General features: G+C 68.6%; 18 protein-coding genes. 15 read left to right on the forward strand and 3 right to left on the reverse strand.

Features of this window, described 5'->3' with window-relative positions:
* The first annotated feature begins 116 nt into the window (after positions 1-116).
* The 13 genes from fliL to F1642_RS09580 all read left to right on the forward strand — a co-directional run bounded on the left by fliL (position 117) and on the right by F1642_RS09580 (position 11,050).
* On the forward strand, positions 117-593 hold the full coding sequence (fliL, locus tag F1642_RS09520; protein WP_046000674.1) for a flagellar basal body-associated protein FliL: 477 nt from the start codon (positions 117-119) through the stop codon (positions 591-593).
* On the forward strand, positions 590-940 hold the full coding sequence (locus tag F1642_RS09525) for a hypothetical protein (protein ID WP_046000675.1): 351 nt from the start codon (positions 590-592) through the stop codon (positions 938-940). Before fliL ends, F1642_RS09525 begins: the two co-directional genes overlap by 4 nt.
* Positions 933-1,475, forward strand: a complete 543-nt coding sequence (locus F1642_RS09530) for a MotE family protein (RefSeq protein ID WP_052715256.1) — start codon at positions 933-935, stop codon at positions 1,473-1,475. Before F1642_RS09525 ends, F1642_RS09530 begins: the two co-directional genes overlap by 8 nt.
* A gap of 11 nt (positions 1,476-1,486) precedes the next feature.
* Entirely contained in the window at positions 1,487-2,353 is an 867-nt protein-coding gene (gene motA, locus F1642_RS09535) for a flagellar motor stator protein MotA (protein ID WP_045982799.1), read from the forward strand.
* Positions 2,353-2,628: a hypothetical protein gene (locus tag F1642_RS09540; RefSeq protein WP_052714842.1), complete on the forward strand. Its 276-nt coding sequence runs from the start codon at positions 2,353-2,355 to the stop codon at positions 2,626-2,628. Before motA ends, F1642_RS09540 begins: the two co-directional genes overlap by 1 nt.
* The gene (locus F1642_RS09545) at positions 2,625-4,724 is read left to right on the forward strand and encodes a flagellar biosynthesis protein FlhA (RefSeq protein WP_194886098.1); all 2,100 of its coding nucleotides are present in this window, start codon (positions 2,625-2,627) and stop codon (positions 4,722-4,724) included. The genes F1642_RS09540 and F1642_RS09545 overlap by 4 nt, the downstream gene beginning before the upstream one ends.
* Complete coding sequence (locus F1642_RS09550; RefSeq protein WP_255522332.1) at positions 4,724-5,479, forward strand: flagellar biosynthetic protein FliR; 756 nt, start codon at positions 4,724-4,726, stop codon at positions 5,477-5,479. Before F1642_RS09545 ends, F1642_RS09550 begins: the two co-directional genes overlap by 1 nt.
* A 10-nt stretch (positions 5,480-5,489) precedes the next feature.
* Positions 5,490-6,551 (forward strand): flagellar type III secretion system protein FlhB, encoded by a 1,062-nt coding sequence (flhB, locus tag F1642_RS09555; RefSeq protein WP_148911171.1) that lies wholly within the window; start codon positions 5,490-5,492, stop codon positions 6,549-6,551.
* On the forward strand, positions 6,545-6,916 hold the full coding sequence (locus tag F1642_RS09560; RefSeq protein ID WP_045982803.1) for a hypothetical protein: 372 nt from the start codon (positions 6,545-6,547) through the stop codon (positions 6,914-6,916). Before flhB ends, F1642_RS09560 begins: the two co-directional genes overlap by 7 nt.
* Before the next feature lie 68 nt (positions 6,917-6,984).
* Positions 6,985-8,028, forward strand: coding sequence for a biotin synthase BioB (gene bioB, locus F1642_RS09565; protein WP_194886100.1), 1,044 nt, complete (start codon positions 6,985-6,987; stop codon positions 8,026-8,028).
* A gap of 15 nt (positions 8,029-8,043) precedes the next feature.
* A complete protein-coding gene (locus F1642_RS09570; RefSeq protein ID WP_245008395.1) occupies positions 8,044-9,177 on the forward strand; it encodes an 8-amino-7-oxononanoate synthase in 1,134 nt (377 codons plus the stop codon).
* Entirely contained in the window at positions 9,174-9,824 is a 651-nt protein-coding gene (gene bioD / locus F1642_RS09575) for an ATP-dependent dethiobiotin synthetase BioD (RefSeq protein ID WP_370582844.1), read from the forward strand. The genes F1642_RS09570 and bioD overlap by 4 nt, the downstream gene beginning before the upstream one ends.
* Positions 9,821-11,050, forward strand: a complete 1,230-nt coding sequence (locus tag F1642_RS09580; RefSeq protein WP_194886102.1) for an adenosylmethionine--8-amino-7-oxononanoate transaminase — start codon at positions 9,821-9,823, stop codon at positions 11,048-11,050. The genes bioD and F1642_RS09580 overlap by 4 nt, the downstream gene beginning before the upstream one ends.
* On the opposite strand, the gene F1642_RS09585 is transcribed toward F1642_RS09580, so the two are convergent.
* The 3 genes from F1642_RS09585 to leuC are packed head-to-tail and all read right to left on the reverse strand — an operon-like array spanning position 11,036 to position 14,070.
* Positions 11,036-12,049, reverse strand: coding sequence for an endonuclease/exonuclease/phosphatase family protein (locus F1642_RS09585; RefSeq protein ID WP_194886103.1), 1,014 nt, complete (start codon positions 12,047-12,049; stop codon positions 11,036-11,038). The genes F1642_RS09580 and F1642_RS09585 overlap by 15 nt on opposite strands.
* Positions 12,040-12,645 (reverse strand): 3-isopropylmalate dehydratase small subunit, encoded by a 606-nt coding sequence (leuD, locus tag F1642_RS09590; RefSeq protein WP_127897686.1) that lies wholly within the window; start codon positions 12,643-12,645, stop codon positions 12,040-12,042. The genes F1642_RS09585 and leuD overlap by 10 nt, the downstream gene beginning before the upstream one ends.
* A 6-nt stretch (positions 12,646-12,651) precedes the next feature.
* Positions 12,652-14,070, reverse strand: a complete 1,419-nt coding sequence (leuC, locus tag F1642_RS09595; RefSeq protein WP_045982810.1) for a 3-isopropylmalate dehydratase large subunit — start codon at positions 14,068-14,070, stop codon at positions 12,652-12,654.
* A 357-nt stretch (positions 14,071-14,427) separates the two neighbouring features.
* Here leuC and rsfS point away from each other — a divergent pair, with 357 nt between their 5' ends.
* Positions 14,428-14,793 (forward strand): ribosome silencing factor, encoded by a 366-nt coding sequence (rsfS, locus tag F1642_RS09600; protein ID WP_045982838.1) that lies wholly within the window; start codon positions 14,428-14,430, stop codon positions 14,791-14,793.
* A gap of 9 nt (positions 14,794-14,802) precedes the next feature.
* Positions 14,803-15,270, forward strand: coding sequence for a 23S rRNA (pseudouridine(1915)-N(3))-methyltransferase RlmH (rlmH, locus tag F1642_RS09605; RefSeq protein ID WP_194886104.1), 468 nt, complete (start codon positions 14,803-14,805; stop codon positions 15,268-15,270).
* Positions 15,271-15,342 lie beyond the last annotated feature (72 nt).

Raw genomic sequence — 15,342 nt, forward strand, 5'->3', positions numbered from 1 at the left:
ACCGTTCCTTTCGAATCATCGCGTCATGGTCGTCTGACCCTGAAATGACATGGGCCACGTTAAGAATTGGTTAGTCGCAACCTGATATTTCGGTCTGGTCAGGACGGAGAATCACGATGACCGACATTGTTGCGGCGGCACCCGAAAAGCCGCGCGGAAAGAAGGGGTTGCTGATCCCGCTGGTGGCGACGCTGGTCCTGGGCGGGGCGGGATTCGCGTCCAGCTATCTGGGCTTCTGGTCGCCCTCCGGCATGTTGTCGGGCCCCGAGGAGCCGGTTCAGTCGACCGAGCACATGAGCGTCGAGTTCATTGACATCCCCACCATCGAGATCGTCATCCCGGGTGGCCGCGCCCGCAGCCTGGTCCTGTCCGCGACGATCGAGACCGACACCACCCACAAGGCCGAGGTGACCCACCTGATGCCGCGCGTGTCGGACGCGTTCACGACCTTCCTCTCGGGCGTCGATCCGGCGGCCTATGACAAGCGCGGCGTCCTCGAGGTGATCCGCGCCGAACTGGTCACTCGCACCCGCTTCGTCCTGGGCGAGGAGCCGGTCAAGGACCTTCTGATCACGGAGTTTCGATTCAAATGACCTTGGAACAACTGATGCAGATCCTGCTGCTGGCGGCCTGTCTGGGGCTTGGTGTCTTCTGCGCCACCCTGGCGCGGCGGCTGCGGCGGATGAACAACCTGGAAAGCGGTCTGGGGGGCGCGATCGCCGTCATGGCCGCCGAGGTCGACCGCCTGGAACGCGCCATCCGGTCGGCCCGCGACGAGGCCACCGCCGCCAGCGAGCGCCTGGCCGAGGAGATCGAGACCGCGCGCCGCGAACGCGCCATCTGGGACCTGCGGCAGCGCATCGGCGCCGCCGCCTCCGAGGCGCCGCAGCCGATGCCTTCGGGTCGCCGCCTGCGCAAGCGCGAGGTGTCCCATGGCTAGGCATCTGCTGCCCGCGCTGACATTGCTGTTCGCGCTGCCGGCCGGCGCGATGATCTGGCAGGGCCAGGACCTGTCGCGGGTGTTTGCCGCCGTGGCCGCGCCCACCGACCTGCTGGACGGCTGCGGCGATGTCCCCGAGGCCGTGGCCCTGGCCGAGGAGCTGCGCGACCGTGCGCTGCGCATCGAGCGTTACATGGAATCCATCGACGCGCGGAAGGCCGAGCTGGCGCAGGCGGAAAGCACGCTGCGCGAACGGCTGGCCGAGCTGCGCACCCAAAAGGGCAGCATCACGGCCCGCCAGGACGGCGCGACCCAGGCCGTGCGCACCGACATCGACCGGCTGATCGCGCTTTATGACCAGATGAAACCTGCCGAGGCCGCCGCCATCCTGACCAACCTGCCCGCCGATTTCGCGGCCGAGATCCTGATGCGCGTCCAGCCCGAGGCCGGCGCCCGCATCATCGCCGCGGTCGAGCCGCGCCAGGCCGCCCTGCTGACCGCCCAGATGGGCGCGCGCAGCGTCCGCAACCCATAAGGAACCCCGCAATGTTCGGTTTCGTCGGAATATTCCTTACGATCGCCATGGTGTTCGGCGGCTACCTGCTGGCCGGCGGCAAGATGGGCGTGATCCTGCATTCGCTGCCCTTCGAGATGATGATGATCATGGGCGCTGCCGTCGGCGCCTATCTGCTGGGCAACGACAGCCATACGCTGAAGGCCACCCTGGGCGGGCTGATCCGCGCCTTCAAAGGCCCGAAATGGAACGCCCAAGATCATCAGGACGTGCTGTGCCTGATGTTCCAGCTGCTCAAGATCGCCAAGGAGAACCCCGTCGCGCTGGAACAGCACATCGAGAATCCCGGCGAATCACCGATCTTCACCGCCTATCCCAAGCTGGCGGCGGATCATCATGTCGTCTCGCTGATCGCCGATACGCTGCGTTCGGCCAGCCTGAACTATGACGATCCCTACCAGGTCGAGGACATGCTGTCCCGCCGCATCGCCGTCCTCAAGGAGGAGGAGATGCACGTCCCCCACGCCCTGCAGAACATGGCCGACGCGCTGCCCGCCCTGGGGATCGTCGCGGCGGTTCTGGGCGTGATCAAGACCATGTCCTCGATCGATCAGCCGCCTTCGGTTCTGGGCAAGATGATTGGCGGGGCGCTGGTCGGTACCTTCTTGGGGGTGTTTCTGTCCTATGGCTTCGTGGCGCCGCTGGCCAACCGGCTTGGCGCGGTCGTCAAGCAGGACCTGGGCTTTTACGAGGTCGTCAAGTCGGTCCTGGTCGCAGGCCTGCACCAGCACGCCACCACCCTGTGCGTCGAGGTCGGCCGCCAGACCGTGCCCGAACATGTGCGCCCCAGCTTCGACACGCTGGAAGGTGCCCTGAGAGAGCTGAAGAAGGCGGCGTGATGACCCGGATCGGCCTGCCGCTTCTGATCGCCTGCCTGGCCGCTGGTCCGGTCGCCGCCGCCGGGCTGGACGGCTTTCGCCGCACCGCCGACGAATGGCTGCTGACCGGACAGGGGCTGCCGCGCGATTATCGCGTGACGCTGCTGCAGATGGACAGTGCCGATCGGCTGCAGGCGATCGCCTATCTGCGCCGCATCGGATTGTTGACGGAACGTCCCTGGTCGCTTGACGACCTCCTGCGCCCCGCGGCCACCAGAACGGAGCCCCGCGAATGACCCCCATTGCCGCCCTCTCGGGCAAGTCCACCAAGATCCTGGACGCGCCCCTGCTTGTCACGGGCGGCCTTGTGCTGGTCGTCATCTCGATGGTGATCCCGCTGCCGGCCGGCGTGCTGGATTTCGGCATCGCCATCTCTATCGCCACCGCCGTGATGGTGCTGGTCATGGCCTCGCTGGTCGAGAAGCCCACCGACTTTCAGGCCTTCCCGGTCCTGCTGCTGGTCAGCCTGGTGATCCGGCTGTCGCTGAACGTATCGTCGACCCGGCTGATCCTGACCGAAGGGCAGAACGGCAAGGAGGCGGCGGGTTCGGTCATCAACGGCTTTGCCGAATTCGTGGCAGGGGGGTCGATCCTGGTCGGGATCACGATCTTTGCGGTGATCTCTGTGGTGAACTTCATGGTCATCACCAAGGGCTCGGGCCGCATGGCCGAGGTCGCCGCCCGCTTTGCGCTGGATTCGCTGCCCGGCAAGCAGTTGGCCATCGACGGCGATCTGAACGCCGGTGCCATTGACCACCAGGAGGCCAAGCGCCGCCGCATCCAGGAACAGCGCGAGATCAGCTTTTTCGGCTCGTTGGACGGCGCGTCGAAGTTCGTCAAGGGCGACGCGGTGGCGGGGATCGTCATCACGCTGATCAACCTGTGCATCGGTCTGGTCGTGGGCATCACGATCCACGGAATGCCTCTGGGAGAGGCGGCGGCGACCTATTCCCACCTGACGGTCGGGGACGGGCTGGTCAGCCAGATCCCGGCGCTGATCACCTCGATGGCGGCGGCGCTGCTGCTGTCGCGGGGCGGGGCCACGGAAACCACCGCGGGCCTGATGTCGACCGAGTTCGTGCGCAGCTGGCAGCCGGCGGCGATGGTCGCGGCGGCGATGGTGGTGATCTCCCTCGTGCCGGGCATGCCAAAGCCACTGTTTCTGGGGATCGCGGCGGGGATGGGCTTCATGGCCTGGCGCATCGCGCAGAAACGCCGCATCGCGGACGAGGCGCTGCCCGACCTGCCCCTGGGCGACAGCGCGATCAAGCCTGCCGCCCGCATCGGGGACGTCCTGGATACCGACGACATCAGCGTCGAGATCGGGTCGGACCTGATCGTGACCGCGCTGGACCAGGCGCGGGGCCTGGGCAGCCGCATCAGCAACCTGCGCATCCACATCGCCCGCAGCTTTGGGCTGATCCTGCCGGATGTGCGCATCACCGACACCGACGATCTGCCGCCCGGCGATTATCAGATCCGCATCCACGGCGTCATCCGCGGCCGCGGCACCCTGCGCCCGGCCGAGATCCTGGCGCTTGGCCCGGATTCCGTGCTGGCCGATCTGCGCGGCGTGGCCGTCCGCGAGCCGGTCTATTCCAGCCCGGCCCGCTGGATCCATCCGACGGACCAGGAGGACGCGGCGACCATGGGCGCCACCGTCGTGACCCCGATGGAAGTGCTGTCCACGCATCTGATGGAGGTGGTCAAGGCCAACCTGCCCGCACTGCTGACCCTGGGCGCGATGCAGCGCCAGATCGAGGAACTGAAGACCCTGTCCGACACGGGCCGCGCCGAACGCTATCGCAAGTATTTCGACGCGATGATGCCGGAAAAGGTGACGCCCGAGACGCTGCTGGCGATCCTGCGCGCCCTGCTGGAGGAGCGGATCTCGATCCGCAACCTGCCGCTGATCGTGGATGCCATCTGCGAGTTCCGCAACGTGGAATCGGCCGAGACGATCTATGAGCTGGTGCGCAAGCGCCTGCGCGGCCAGATCACCCAGCAATATTCGGACGAGGCCGGTCGCGTCGCAGCCCTGCAGCTGCATCCCGCCTGGGAGGCGGAGTTCGTGCGCGCCGATGCCGAAACCGGACGTGCGGGAGGCGGGGCGATGACCCCCGCCATGTCCAAGAAGCTGGTCGAGGCCACCCGCCGCGCGCTGTCCCTGGCTGAACCCGTCGCCCGCACCGTGCTGGTTGCGCCCGACCACCGGCGCCGCATGGTCCACGCGGTGCTGGGGGCCAACGGCATGGCGGTCCCGGTCCTGGGTCTGGAGGAGATCGATCCCGCCGCCGAACTGCGCCTGCTGGGCACCGTCGAGGCCGCATGATGTGGGACCAGCTGCAGGCCATCGTTCCGGGGTTGGACTGGGCGCTGGTGCTGGTCTATGTCCGCGTGCAGGCCTGCGTGGTGGCCCTGCCGGGCCTGGGCGAACGCGTGATCTCGGCCCGCGTCAAGGTGGCGATCGCGCTGGCGCTGGCGCCGCTGCTGGCGGGCGTAGCGCCCGGCCCGCAGATGCCCGAACAGCCCCTGAGCATGATCGCGCAGGTCGGGGTCGAGATGGTTCTGGGCTTTGCCACGGGCATCATGCTGCGGCTGCTGACCATCGCCATAGACATCGCCACCACGGCCATTGCCGCGACCGCGTCACTGTCCCAGATCATGGGCATCCAGAACGAGATGTCGCCCCATCCCATCGGCAACATGCTGCACCTGGCCGGCATGGCGGTCCTGATGGCCATGGGACTGCCGGTCATGATCGTCGAGCTGATCGCCGACAGCCTGCGTCTCTGGCCGCCCGCGGACCTGCCCCAGGTCGAGGGGCTGGTGATGGCCGTCGTCCGCATGGTCACCGACAGCTTCTGGCTGGCGATGATGCTGGCCGCGCCCTTCACCTTGGGCGGGTTCCTGTACCAGGCGCTGTCGGGGGTCATCAACCGGGTGATGCCCGCCCTGCCGGTCGTGTTCATCGGCGCGCCTGCCTCCATCCTGCTGGCGCTGATGGGGTTGGTGATCCTGGCGCCGCTGCTGGTCGGCATCTGGGCCAACGCGGTCATGGGCTTCATGCTGCCGGCACTGCCATGAAGGACCGCGGATGAGCGAGGATACCGACGACAAGCAGTTCGAGGCCACCGACCAGAAGCTGCAGCGTGCGCGCGAAAAGGGCGACATTCCGCGATCGACGGAATTGAACGTCACGATGATGTATCTGGGGGCGTTCCTGGCCTTTTCGGTCATGGCCGGCTTTGCGGTGCGCCAATGGATGGCCATGGCCACGCGGGCGCTTGGCGCCGAGGGCTGGTCGGACAGCGGGCCGGCACCGATCGCGCGCGGCCTGGCCGCCTATGCCGCGACCGCCACGATCGGCTTGGCCGCGCTGGTGATGGGGGCGATCCTTCTGGGCCTGATCGCCACGCGGGCGCTGATCTTTTCGCCCCAGAAGCTGGCCTTCGACATCAAGCGCATCAACCCGGTCAAGAACGCCGCGCAGAAGTTCGGCAAGGACGGCCTGGTGACCTTCGCCTTTTCCTTGGGCAAGGCCGGACTGGTCTGTGCGGGGGGGTGGTTCCTGTTCGCATCGCTGCTGGACCGGATCGCCGCCGCGGCGATGGCGGACGGGCAATGGGTTGCGGCACTGGGCTCGATCCTGGGGCAGGTGCTGATGCTGGGGCTGGTCGTCTCGATCGTCTTCACCGTGCCGGACATGCTGTGGAAGTGGTTCGACCACCGCCGCAAGAACCGCATGAGCCGCCAGGAAATGCAGGACGAGTTCAAGGATTCCGAAGGCGACCCGCACATGAAGGGCGCCCGCCGCCAGCGCGCGGTCGACATCGCGATGAAGCAGATGCTGGCCGACGTGCCCACCGCCGACGTCATCATCGTCAACCCGACCCATTATGCCGTCGCCCTGAAATGGTCGCGGGGGTCCGGCCGTGCCCCGGTCTGCGTGGCCAAGGGCACCGACGAGGTCGCCGCCCGCATTCGCGCCAAGGCGACCGAGGCCGGCGTGCCCATCTGGTCCGACCCGCCTTGCGCCCGCGCCATCCACGCCCAGGTCAAGGTGGGCGAGGAGATCGACCGCGCCCATTTCGCCGCCGTCGCCGCCGCGATCCGCTTTGCCGAAAAGATGCGACAGAAGGCCCGTTCCGGATGGTAGACAAGATCAAGCAGCTGCAGCAGCTGGAACGCATCGCGCGGCTGAAGGCCGAGCGTCAGCTCAAGACTTTTGCGGCGTTCAATGCGCACATGACGGTTGCACGCCAACGCATCGATTCGCTGCAGGCCACGCTGGCGCAAAGCTATGACAGCACCGCCCCCCTGACCCTGCCCGAGGCGCGCATCGCCAACGCTCAGGCCGGGCGTGCCGCACGAGAGCTGCGCCATGCCGACCAGGAGCTGCAGCGGATGCTGCCCCGGTTCCAGATCGCCCGCCAGCAGGCGGCGCGCGAATTCGGCCGGGCCGAGGCGCTGCTGGGCCTGGGACAGGATGAGGCGGAACGCCGCCGCAAGGAGAAATACTGAGCCGTCGGCGGCATTGGACAGGCTGCGACCGGAATGCTAGGCACGGTGCCAAGCCACGGGGAAGAGCCATGCTGCACAGCGATCCGAACACCGACAGCCACCGCAAGATCTGGACCGCCGAGGGCGCGCGCGCCGTCTTTGACCTGCCGCTGATGGATCTGCTGTTTCAGGCGCAGACCGTGCACCGCCAGCATTTCGACCCGAACCGCGTGCAGCTGAGCCGCCTTCTGTCGATCAAGACCGGCGGCTGCCCCGAGGATTGCAGCTATTGCAGCCAGTCGGCCCGCCATGCGTCGGGCCTGTCGGCATCCAAGCTGATGGAGGTCGAGCGCGTGCTGGCCGAGGCGCGCCGCGCACGCGACGCCGGTGCCACACGCTATTGCATGGGCGCCGCCTGGCGCAGCCCCAAGCCACGCGACATGCCGCAGATCATCGCCATGGTCGAGGGCGTCAAGGCCCTGGGGATGGAGACCTGCATGACCCTGGGCATGCTGGATGCGGACCAGTCGCGCCAGTTGGCCGATGCCGGGCTGGACTACTACAACCACAACATCGACACGTCCGAGGCGCATTACGGCAACGTCATCACCACCCGCAGCTTTGCCGACCGGCTGGACACGCTGGACACCGTCCGGCAGGCCGGGATCAAGGTCTGCTCGGGCGGCATCCTGGGTCTGGGCGAGGGGCCGCAGGACCGCGTCGACATGCTGGTGACGCTTGCCAACCTGCCGGTCGCGCCGGAAAGCGTGCCGATCAACATGCTGATCCCGGTCGAGGGCACCCCGCTGGCCGACGCCGCCCCGGTGGACCCCATCGATTTCGTGCGCATGATCGCCACCGCGCGCATCATGATGCCGCGCAGCCATGTCCGCCTGTCCGCCGGCCGCACCGCCATGTCGGACGAGATGCAGGCGATGTGCTTCTTTGCCGGGGCGAATTCGATCTTCGTGGGCGACACGCTGCTGACCAAGGACAACCCCGAGGAGGAAAGCGACATGCGCCTGTTCGCCAAGCTGGGCCTTCAGCCCATGCAGGCGCACGAACATCATCCCGACGCAGCGCGCCGGGCCGAATTGCTGGCCGCCGACCCCGCCATTCCGATCCTGCGCTAGGGCCGGGGCTGCGGCTTGGACCGGCTGGCAATTTATCGACGCGACCTGCAGGGTCTGGCGGGCGATGCGCGGCTGCGCAGCCTGGCTGAGCGCCGGGGGGTCGACTTTTCGTCGAACGACTATCTGGGCCTTGCGCAAAGCGACCGGATGCGGGCCGCGGTCGTGCGGGCGCTGGACGCGGGCGTTCCGGTGGGCGCGGCGGGGTCGCGCCTGCTGCGGGGCAACACCGACCGACAGGCCGGGTTCGAGGATGCCGCCGCGCGGTTCTTTGGCGCCGAGGCGGCCTTGGGCTTTGGTGGGGGCTATGTCGCGAACTTCGCGGTCATCACCACCCTGCCGCAGCGGGGCGACCTGCTGCTGATGGATGCGCTGGCACATGCCAGCACGCATGAGGGGGCGCGGGCCGGGCGCGCCGAGGTCGCCAGCTTTCGCCACGGCGATGTCGGCCACGCCGAGGATGTGATCACCGCATGGCGCCGCGCGGGCAACACGGGGGCGGTCTGGATCGCGGTCGAGAGCCTTTACAGCATGGACGGGGACCGGGCGCCGCTGGACGACCTGATGCGGCTGGCGGACGCGCACGGCTTTCTGCTGATCGACGAGGCGCATGCGACGGGCGTCTTCGGTCCCCGGGGGCGGGGACTGGCCCATCACCTGGAAGGGCGCGACAACGTCGTGACGCTGCATACGCTTGGCAAGGCCCTGGGCGGGTCCGGTGCGCTGATCTGCGGGGCGCGGGTGCTGATCGATTTCCTGGTGAACCGCTGCCGGCCCTTCATCTTTGCCACCGCGCCGTCGCCGCTGATGGCGGCCGCGGGGCTGGAGGCGCTGGCGATGCTGCAGGACGAACCGTGGCGTCAGGCGACCTTGGCGGGCCATGTCGTGGCGTTCCACGACCAGATGGCGCGCCGCCTGCCGCAGGTTCCGCTGAGCGGCAGCCAGATCGTGCCGCTGATCGTCGGACCCAATGCCGAAACCATGGCGCTGGCCGCACAGGTGCAGGCGCGCGGGTTCGACGTGCGCGGCATCCGCCCTCCGACGGTGCCCGAGGGCACGTCGCGGCTGCGGGTGTCGCTGACGCTGAACGCCACGCGCGCGGATGTGCTGCGGCTGGCCGAGACGCTGGAGGACCTGTGGCCCGATTTGTGATCACAAGCACCGGCACCGATGTCGGCAAGACGGTCTTCGCGGCCGGGCTGTGCGGGCTGATCGGGGCAGAGTACTGGAAGCCGGTGCAGTCGGGGCTGGCCGGGAACGTCGAAAACGACGCCATTTCTGCCACCCGCGGGGATGCCGCCCAACCCGGCACCGACCGCGCCGAGGTCGAGCGGCTGTCCGGCGCCCGGACCCACCCCGAGGCCGTGCTGCTGCCCCAGCCCCTGTCGCCGCACCGGGCGGCGGAACTGGCGGGCGTCACGCTGGACCCGGCGGCCTGGACCCCGCCCGATGCCGCGCGGCTGGTGATTGAGGGGGCGGGCGGCGCGCTGGTGCCCGTCACGCGGCAGGTGCTGTTCGCGGACCTGTTTGCGCGCTGGCAGGTGCCGGTGATCGTCGTCTGTGCCACGGGGCTGGGCACGATCAGCCACAGCCTGACCGCGCTGGAGAGCCTGCGCGCGCGCGGCGTGCCGGTGCATGGCGTGGCCTTCGTCGGGCCTGCGAATGACGACAACATGGCGACCATCGGCGATCTGGGTCGGGTCAGGGTGCTGGGACGCCTGCCTTTGCTGGACCGGCTGGACAGGGACAGCCTGACCGCCGCGATGCGGGCCGCGTTTAGCGCAGGGGATTTCGCATGAGCGCCGTCTGGCATCCGTTCTTTCAGCATGGCACCGAACCGGCCCCGCCCCGGGCGGTCGGCACCCAAGGCGCGCATATCCTGACCGATCGCGGCCCGCTGCTGGACGGGATCAGCAGCTGGTGGGTGGTCACGCATGGCCACAATCAGCCCCAGATCGTGGAGGCCATCCGCGAGACCGCCGGGCGGCTGGACCAGGTGATCTTTGCCGGGCTGACCCATGACCCGGCGGAGGAGCTGGCCGAGGCGCTGGTGACGATGACGCCCGCGGGGCTGGACCACGTGTTCTACAGCGACAGCGGATCGACCGCGGTCGAGGTCGCGTTGAAGATGGCCCTGGGATATTGGCGCCACGAGGGCGACGGCCGCCACCGCATCGCGGTGATCGAGGACAGCTATCACGGCGACACCATCGGCACGATGAGCGTCGGAGAGCGGGGGGTCTTCAACGCCGCCTATGACCCGCTGATGTTCGGGGTGGACCGGTTGCCCTTTCCCGAAGGCGACGGTGCCGCCACGCTGTCAGCGTTCGAGGCGCTGGCGGCCAGCGGGCGGATGGCGGCGATCATTCTGGAGCCCTTGGTGCTGGGCGCGGGGGGGATGCGGATGTACGCCCCCGCGGTTCTGGCCGGGCTGCGGGCGATCTGCGACCGCCACGACATGCTGATGATCGCCGACGAGGTAATGACCGGGTGGGGCCGCACCGGGCGGTTGTGGGCCTGCGATCATGCGGGCGTCGCGCCCGATATCCTGTGCACGTCCAAGGGGCTGACCGGGGGCGTGGTGCCGCTGGCGGCGACGCTGGCCAGCGGGCGGATCTTCGACGCGCATCGCTCGACCGACCGGCGGCGGACCTTCTATCACTCCAGCAGCTATACCGCGAATCCGATCGCCTGCGCGGCGGCGCTGGCGCAGGTGCGGCTGTGGCAGGCCAGCCCGATGCAGGCGCGGCTGGACGCGCTGTCCGCCATGCAGGCCGAACGGCTGGCGCGGCTGGACGGGCGGTTCACCAACATCCGCCAATGCGGCACCATCGCCGCCGCCGACCTGGTCGTGCCCGAGGGCGGCTATCTGTCCGAAGTCGGGCCGCGGATGCGGGCGCATTGCATGGACCGCGGCGTGCTGCTGCGTCCCTTGGGGAATACGGTCTATGTGCTGCCGCCCTATTGCGTGACGGGGGGCGACCTGGATGCGGCATGGGAGGCCGTCACCTCATTCCAGGTCTAGGTCGACCCAGACCAGCCTGCGATGCGAGGCCAGCGCCACGGCCTCTGCCAGCGGATCGTCGGGCGCGGGCCAGACGACACCCGACGCCAGCACCGACAGCCCCTTCGCAGGCAGGACGTAGTCCAGTCGCAGGTTGCCCGGCGCGCGGTCGTATTCCGCCGTATCCAGCGCCGGGTCGCCCCGCTGGCCGGCATTCGGGCCGGTCTGCGGAGGTTGCCATGCGCCGCGGGGCCGGGGGTCCTGGGTAACGGAAGCCAGCGCCGCCAGTGTGGCCGGATCGCCGTCGCCGTCCTGCGGATCGACGTTCAGGTTGCCTAAGATCGCAAAGGGCGCGTCGGGAAGGTGGGTCAGCCAGAAGGTGACCTCGTCATGGTTGCGGGCGGCATTGCGATCCTCGAAGGCGGGGGGCGTTGCGGCCAGTGCCAGCAGGTGCAGCGGCCCCGCAGGCGTGTCCAGCGCCACGTCCCAATGCGCCGTGCTGGACAGGCGCTGGATGTCGGCATGGGGGCTTTCGGGCATCCGGTTGCCCGGCAGGTCGCGCCACAGCGTCGCGCTGTGATCGGTGACGCCCGCGATGGGCAGGCGCGACAGGACCGCCAGCCCTGCCTGTCCGGTGAAGGCGCCATAGCCTTGCGCATCGCGGGGCTGGCCCGCGCGCCCGTCGCCATCCAGGTCAACGCCCGTGGCCATGCCGCGGTTGGATTGCGTCGCATGATGATGCGGCATCGCATGACCCTGTTCGGCCAGCAGGCCCGCGAAAGCGGTCAGTGCGCGGTTGTCCAGGTCCCAGTCCAGCCCGGTCAGCAGGATCGCATCGGGCGCGGCATGGGCGATCACCTGCGCCGCGGCCAGCACCTGCGGATCGCGGGCCGTGATGTCGCGCAACAAAAGACCCGGCCCGTCGCGCGACAGGCCGGGGTCCCAGGTGGCGATGCGCAGCGGATCGGCCGCCGCCGGGCCCGCCAGCAGCAAGGCCAGGGCAAGGGCCCTTAGACCCAAGGGCGGGCCTGGGCCATCTGCGTCTCGAACGTGTCGATGGCGGGGGCCTTTTCCATCGTCAGTCCGATGTCGTCCAGGCCGTTCATCAGGCAATGCTTGCGGAACGGGTCGATGTCGAAGCTGTATTCGGTGCCGTCCGCACCGGTCACGGTCTGCGCGTCCAGATCGACGGTGATGCGGGCATTCGCGCCCTTCTCGGCATCGCGCATCAGTGCGTCGACCGCATCCTGGGGCAGGACCACCGGCAGGATGCCGTTCTTGAAGCAGTTGTTGAAGAAGATGTCGGCAAAGCTGGTCGAGACGACGCAGCGAATGCCGAAATCCAGCAGCGCCCAGGGGGCATGCTCGCGCGAGGAGCCGCAGCCGAAATTGTCGCCCGCGATCAGGATCTGGGCGTCGCGATAGGCGGGCCGGTTCAGGACGAAATCGGGGATCTCGTTCCCGTCGCGGTCATAGCGCATCTCGTCGAACAGGTTCACGCCCAAGCCGGACCGCTTGATGGTCTTCAGGAACTGCTTGGGGATGATCATGTCGGTGTCGATGTTGACCAGGGGCATGGGGGCCGCGATGCCGGTCAGGGTGGTGAACTTGTCCATGTGTCCTCAGGCCGGTTCGTGCGCGAATTCGCGGATGTCGGTCAGGCGTCCGGTGACGCCGGCGGCGGCCGCCATCGCGGGGCTCATCAGGTGGGTGCGGCCCTTGTAGCCCTGGCGCCCCTCGAAGTTGCGGTTGCTGGTCGCGGCGCAGCGTTCGCCGGGCTTCAGCTGGTCGGGGTTCATGCCCAGGCACATCGAGCAGCCGGCCAGCCGCCATTCAAAGCCCGCGTCGATGAAGATGCGGTCCAGCCCTTCCTCCTCGGCCATGGCGCGGACCAGGCCCGACCCCGGCACGACCATGCCGCGCACGCCCGGCGCCAGCTTCCGCCCGCGCAGCACGTCGGCGGCCGCGCGCAGGTCCTCGATCCGGCCGTTGGTGCAGGATCCGATGAAGACCGCGTCGATGGCGATGTCGGTCAGCGGCGTGCCGGCGGTCAGGCCCATGTAGTCCAGCGACCGGCGCGCGGCATCGACCTTGCCGCCCGCAAAGCTTTCCGGGTCGGGCACGGATGCCGTGATCGGCAGCGCGTCTTCGGGGCTGGTGCCCCAGGTGACGGTCGGCGCGATGTCCTCGGCGCGGATGGTCAGGACCTTGTCGAAATGCGCGCCGTCGTCCGAGAAGAGCGTCTTCCACCAAGCGACGGCGGCCTCCCATTGGGCGCCCTTGGGCGCATGGGGACGGCCCTTGACGTAATTGAACGTCACCTCGTCCGGGGCGATCAGGCCGGCGCGGGCGCCGCCCTCGATCGCCATGTTGCAGATGGTCATGCGGCCTTCCATCGACAGGTTGCGGATCGCCTCTCCGCAATATTCGATGACATGGCCGGTGCCGCCTGCGGTGCCGGTCTCGGCGATGATGCGCAGGACGATGTCCTTGGCGGTCACGCCGGGGGCCAGGCGGCCGGTGATCTCGACCTTCATGTTCTTGGACTTGCCCTGGATCAGGGTCTGGGTGGCCAGCACATGCTCGACCTCGGACGTGCCGATGCCGTGGGCCAGCGCGCCGAAGGCACCGTGGGTCGCGGTATGGCTGTCGCCGCAGACGACGGTCATGCCGGGCAGGGTCCAGCCCTGTTCGGGGCCGACGATGTGCACGATGCCCTGGCGGATGTCGTTCACCGGGTAATAGACCACCCCAAATTCGCGGGCGTTGCGGTCCAGCGCATCCACCTGGATGCGGCTTTCCTCGTTGTCGATGCCGGTCTGACGGTCCAGCGTGGTGGGCACGTTGTGATCAGGCACGGCGATCGTGCGTTCGGGCGCGCGGACCGGGCGGCCGGTCATGCGCAGCCCCTCGAAGGCCTGCGGGCTGGTCACCTCGTGGACCAGGTGGCGGTCGATATACAGAAGGCAGGTGCCGTCTTCCTGGCGGTCCACCACATGGGCGTCCCAGATCTTGTCGTAAAGCGTGCGTGCAGGGGTCATGGCTGAGGTCTTTCGGCTGTGATGCAGGATTGGTGACGGGCGGGCAGCCGTCAGCCCTGCGCGGTCACGCCCAGCATCTCGCCGTAGAAGCGGCCCGGCAGGCGCGCGCGGTCATGAATGTCGAAATAACGCATCATCCGGCCAGATTAGGCCAGCATCCGCCTGCTGGCAAGCGCGCGCATGTCAAGGAAAATGCCGCGAGAGATTGAGACGGGCTGAAAAGATGCTATGTTGGGGGAACCCCTGCGCCGGGGGCTATCGGCGCGCGGACCGGAGGACTACACCCTGTCACAAGACGCCCCGTCGGCCGGTCGGCCGACCTCGACCCAGCAGACCAGCCAGCATACCAGTGACGACATGCTGGCCTTGGTGCTGAATTCCCTTGATGACGACAAGGCCGAGGAGGTCGTCAGCATTGACCTGCGCGGTCGCACGGCCATTGCCGACCACATGGTCATCGCCTCCGGGCGCAGCTCGCGTCAGGTGGGCGCCATCGCGGAGAAGCTGGCCGAGCGCGTGAAGCAGGTCACCGGCCGCAGCCCGCGGATCGAGGGCAAGGATGCCGGCGACTGGGTGCTGATCGACACGGACGACGTGATCGTCCACGTGTTCCGCCCCGAGGTCCGCGACTTCTATCAGCTGGAAAAGATGTGGCTGCCCGCCGATGCGTTGGCCCGCGTGCGCGAACCCGCCCAACCGTCCAGCTATCAGCCGCAGGACTGATCCGCCGCGATGCGGATCGACATCGCCGCCGTGGGGCGGCTGAAGACCGGCCCCGAGGCGGCGCTGGTCGCCGATTACCTGCAGCGCTTTGCCAAGACCGGCCGCAGCCTGGGGCTGCCGGCCGTGTCCGTGGTCGAGGTCGAGGATCGCCGCGCCGGCACCATGGCCGCCGAGGCGGAGCTGCTGTCCCGCGCCATCCCGCCCGGCGCGGCGGTGGTGATGATGGATGAACGCGGCGATCAGCCGACCTCTCCCGAATTCGCGGCGCGGCTGGCGGACTGGCGCGACCAGGCGCGCGACGTGTGCTTCGTGATCGGCGGCGCGGACGGGCTGGACCCGTCGTTGCGGGCGCGGGCCGACTGGCAGATCAGCCTGGGCCGGATGGTCTGGCCGCATCTGCTGGTCCGCGTGATGCTGGCCGAACAGCTGTACCGCGCCGCCACGATCCTCGCCGGGTCGCCCTATCACCGGGAGTAGGGGGCACCGGGCATAGGGGGGCACCGGGCATGGGCGGGCTTGGTTGCCGCCGCCGCCCGCGAGGCGTAAGTA

This window comes from Paracoccus sp. NBH48, from assembly GCF_015390265.1.
Taxonomy (GTDB): Bacteria; Pseudomonadota; Alphaproteobacteria; order Rhodobacterales; family Rhodobacteraceae; genus Paracoccus; species Paracoccus marcusii.

What these genes read in the sequence shown, in the direction of transcription:
- F1642_RS09540 (WP_052714842.1), top strand. Translation starts at nt 2,353, where the DNA reads ATGACCCGGATCGGCCTGCCGCTTCTGATCGCCTGCCTGGCCGCTGGT.
- F1642_RS09580 (WP_194886102.1), top strand. Translation starts at nt 9,821, where the DNA reads ATGAGCGCCGTCTGGCATCCGTTCTTTCAGCATGGCACCGAACCGGCC.
- F1642_RS09525 (WP_046000675.1), top strand. Translation starts at nt 590, where the DNA reads ATGACCTTGGAACAACTGATGCAGATCCTGCTGCTGGCGGCCTGTCTG.
- rlmH (WP_194886104.1), top strand. Translation starts at nt 14,803, where the DNA reads ATGCGGATCGACATCGCCGCCGTGGGGCGGCTGAAGACCGGCCCCGAG.
- leuD (WP_127897686.1), bottom strand. Translation starts at nt 12,645, where the DNA reads ATGGACAAGTTCACCACCCTGACCGGCATCGCGGCCCCCATGCCCCTG.
- rsfS (WP_045982838.1), top strand. Translation starts at nt 14,428, where the DNA reads ATGCTGGCCTTGGTGCTGAATTCCCTTGATGACGACAAGGCCGAGGAG.
- fliL (WP_046000674.1), top strand. Translation starts at nt 117, where the DNA reads ATGACCGACATTGTTGCGGCGGCACCCGAAAAGCCGCGCGGAAAGAAG.
- F1642_RS09545 (WP_194886098.1), top strand. Translation starts at nt 2,625, where the DNA reads ATGACCCCCATTGCCGCCCTCTCGGGCAAGTCCACCAAGATCCTGGAC.
- F1642_RS09560 (WP_045982803.1), top strand. Translation starts at nt 6,545, where the DNA reads ATGGTAGACAAGATCAAGCAGCTGCAGCAGCTGGAACGCATCGCGCGG.
- bioB (WP_194886100.1), top strand. Translation starts at nt 6,985, where the DNA reads ATGCTGCACAGCGATCCGAACACCGACAGCCACCGCAAGATCTGGACC.
- motA (WP_045982799.1), top strand. Translation starts at nt 1,487, where the DNA reads ATGTTCGGTTTCGTCGGAATATTCCTTACGATCGCCATGGTGTTCGGC.
- F1642_RS09550 (WP_255522332.1), top strand. Translation starts at nt 4,724, where the DNA reads ATGTGGGACCAGCTGCAGGCCATCGTTCCGGGGTTGGACTGGGCGCTG.
- flhB (WP_148911171.1), top strand. Translation starts at nt 5,490, where the DNA reads ATGAGCGAGGATACCGACGACAAGCAGTTCGAGGCCACCGACCAGAAG.
- F1642_RS09530 (WP_052715256.1), top strand. Translation starts at nt 933, where the DNA reads ATGGCTAGGCATCTGCTGCCCGCGCTGACATTGCTGTTCGCGCTGCCG.
- leuC (WP_045982810.1), bottom strand. Translation starts at nt 14,070, where the DNA reads ATGACCCCTGCACGCACGCTTTACGACAAGATCTGGGACGCCCATGTG.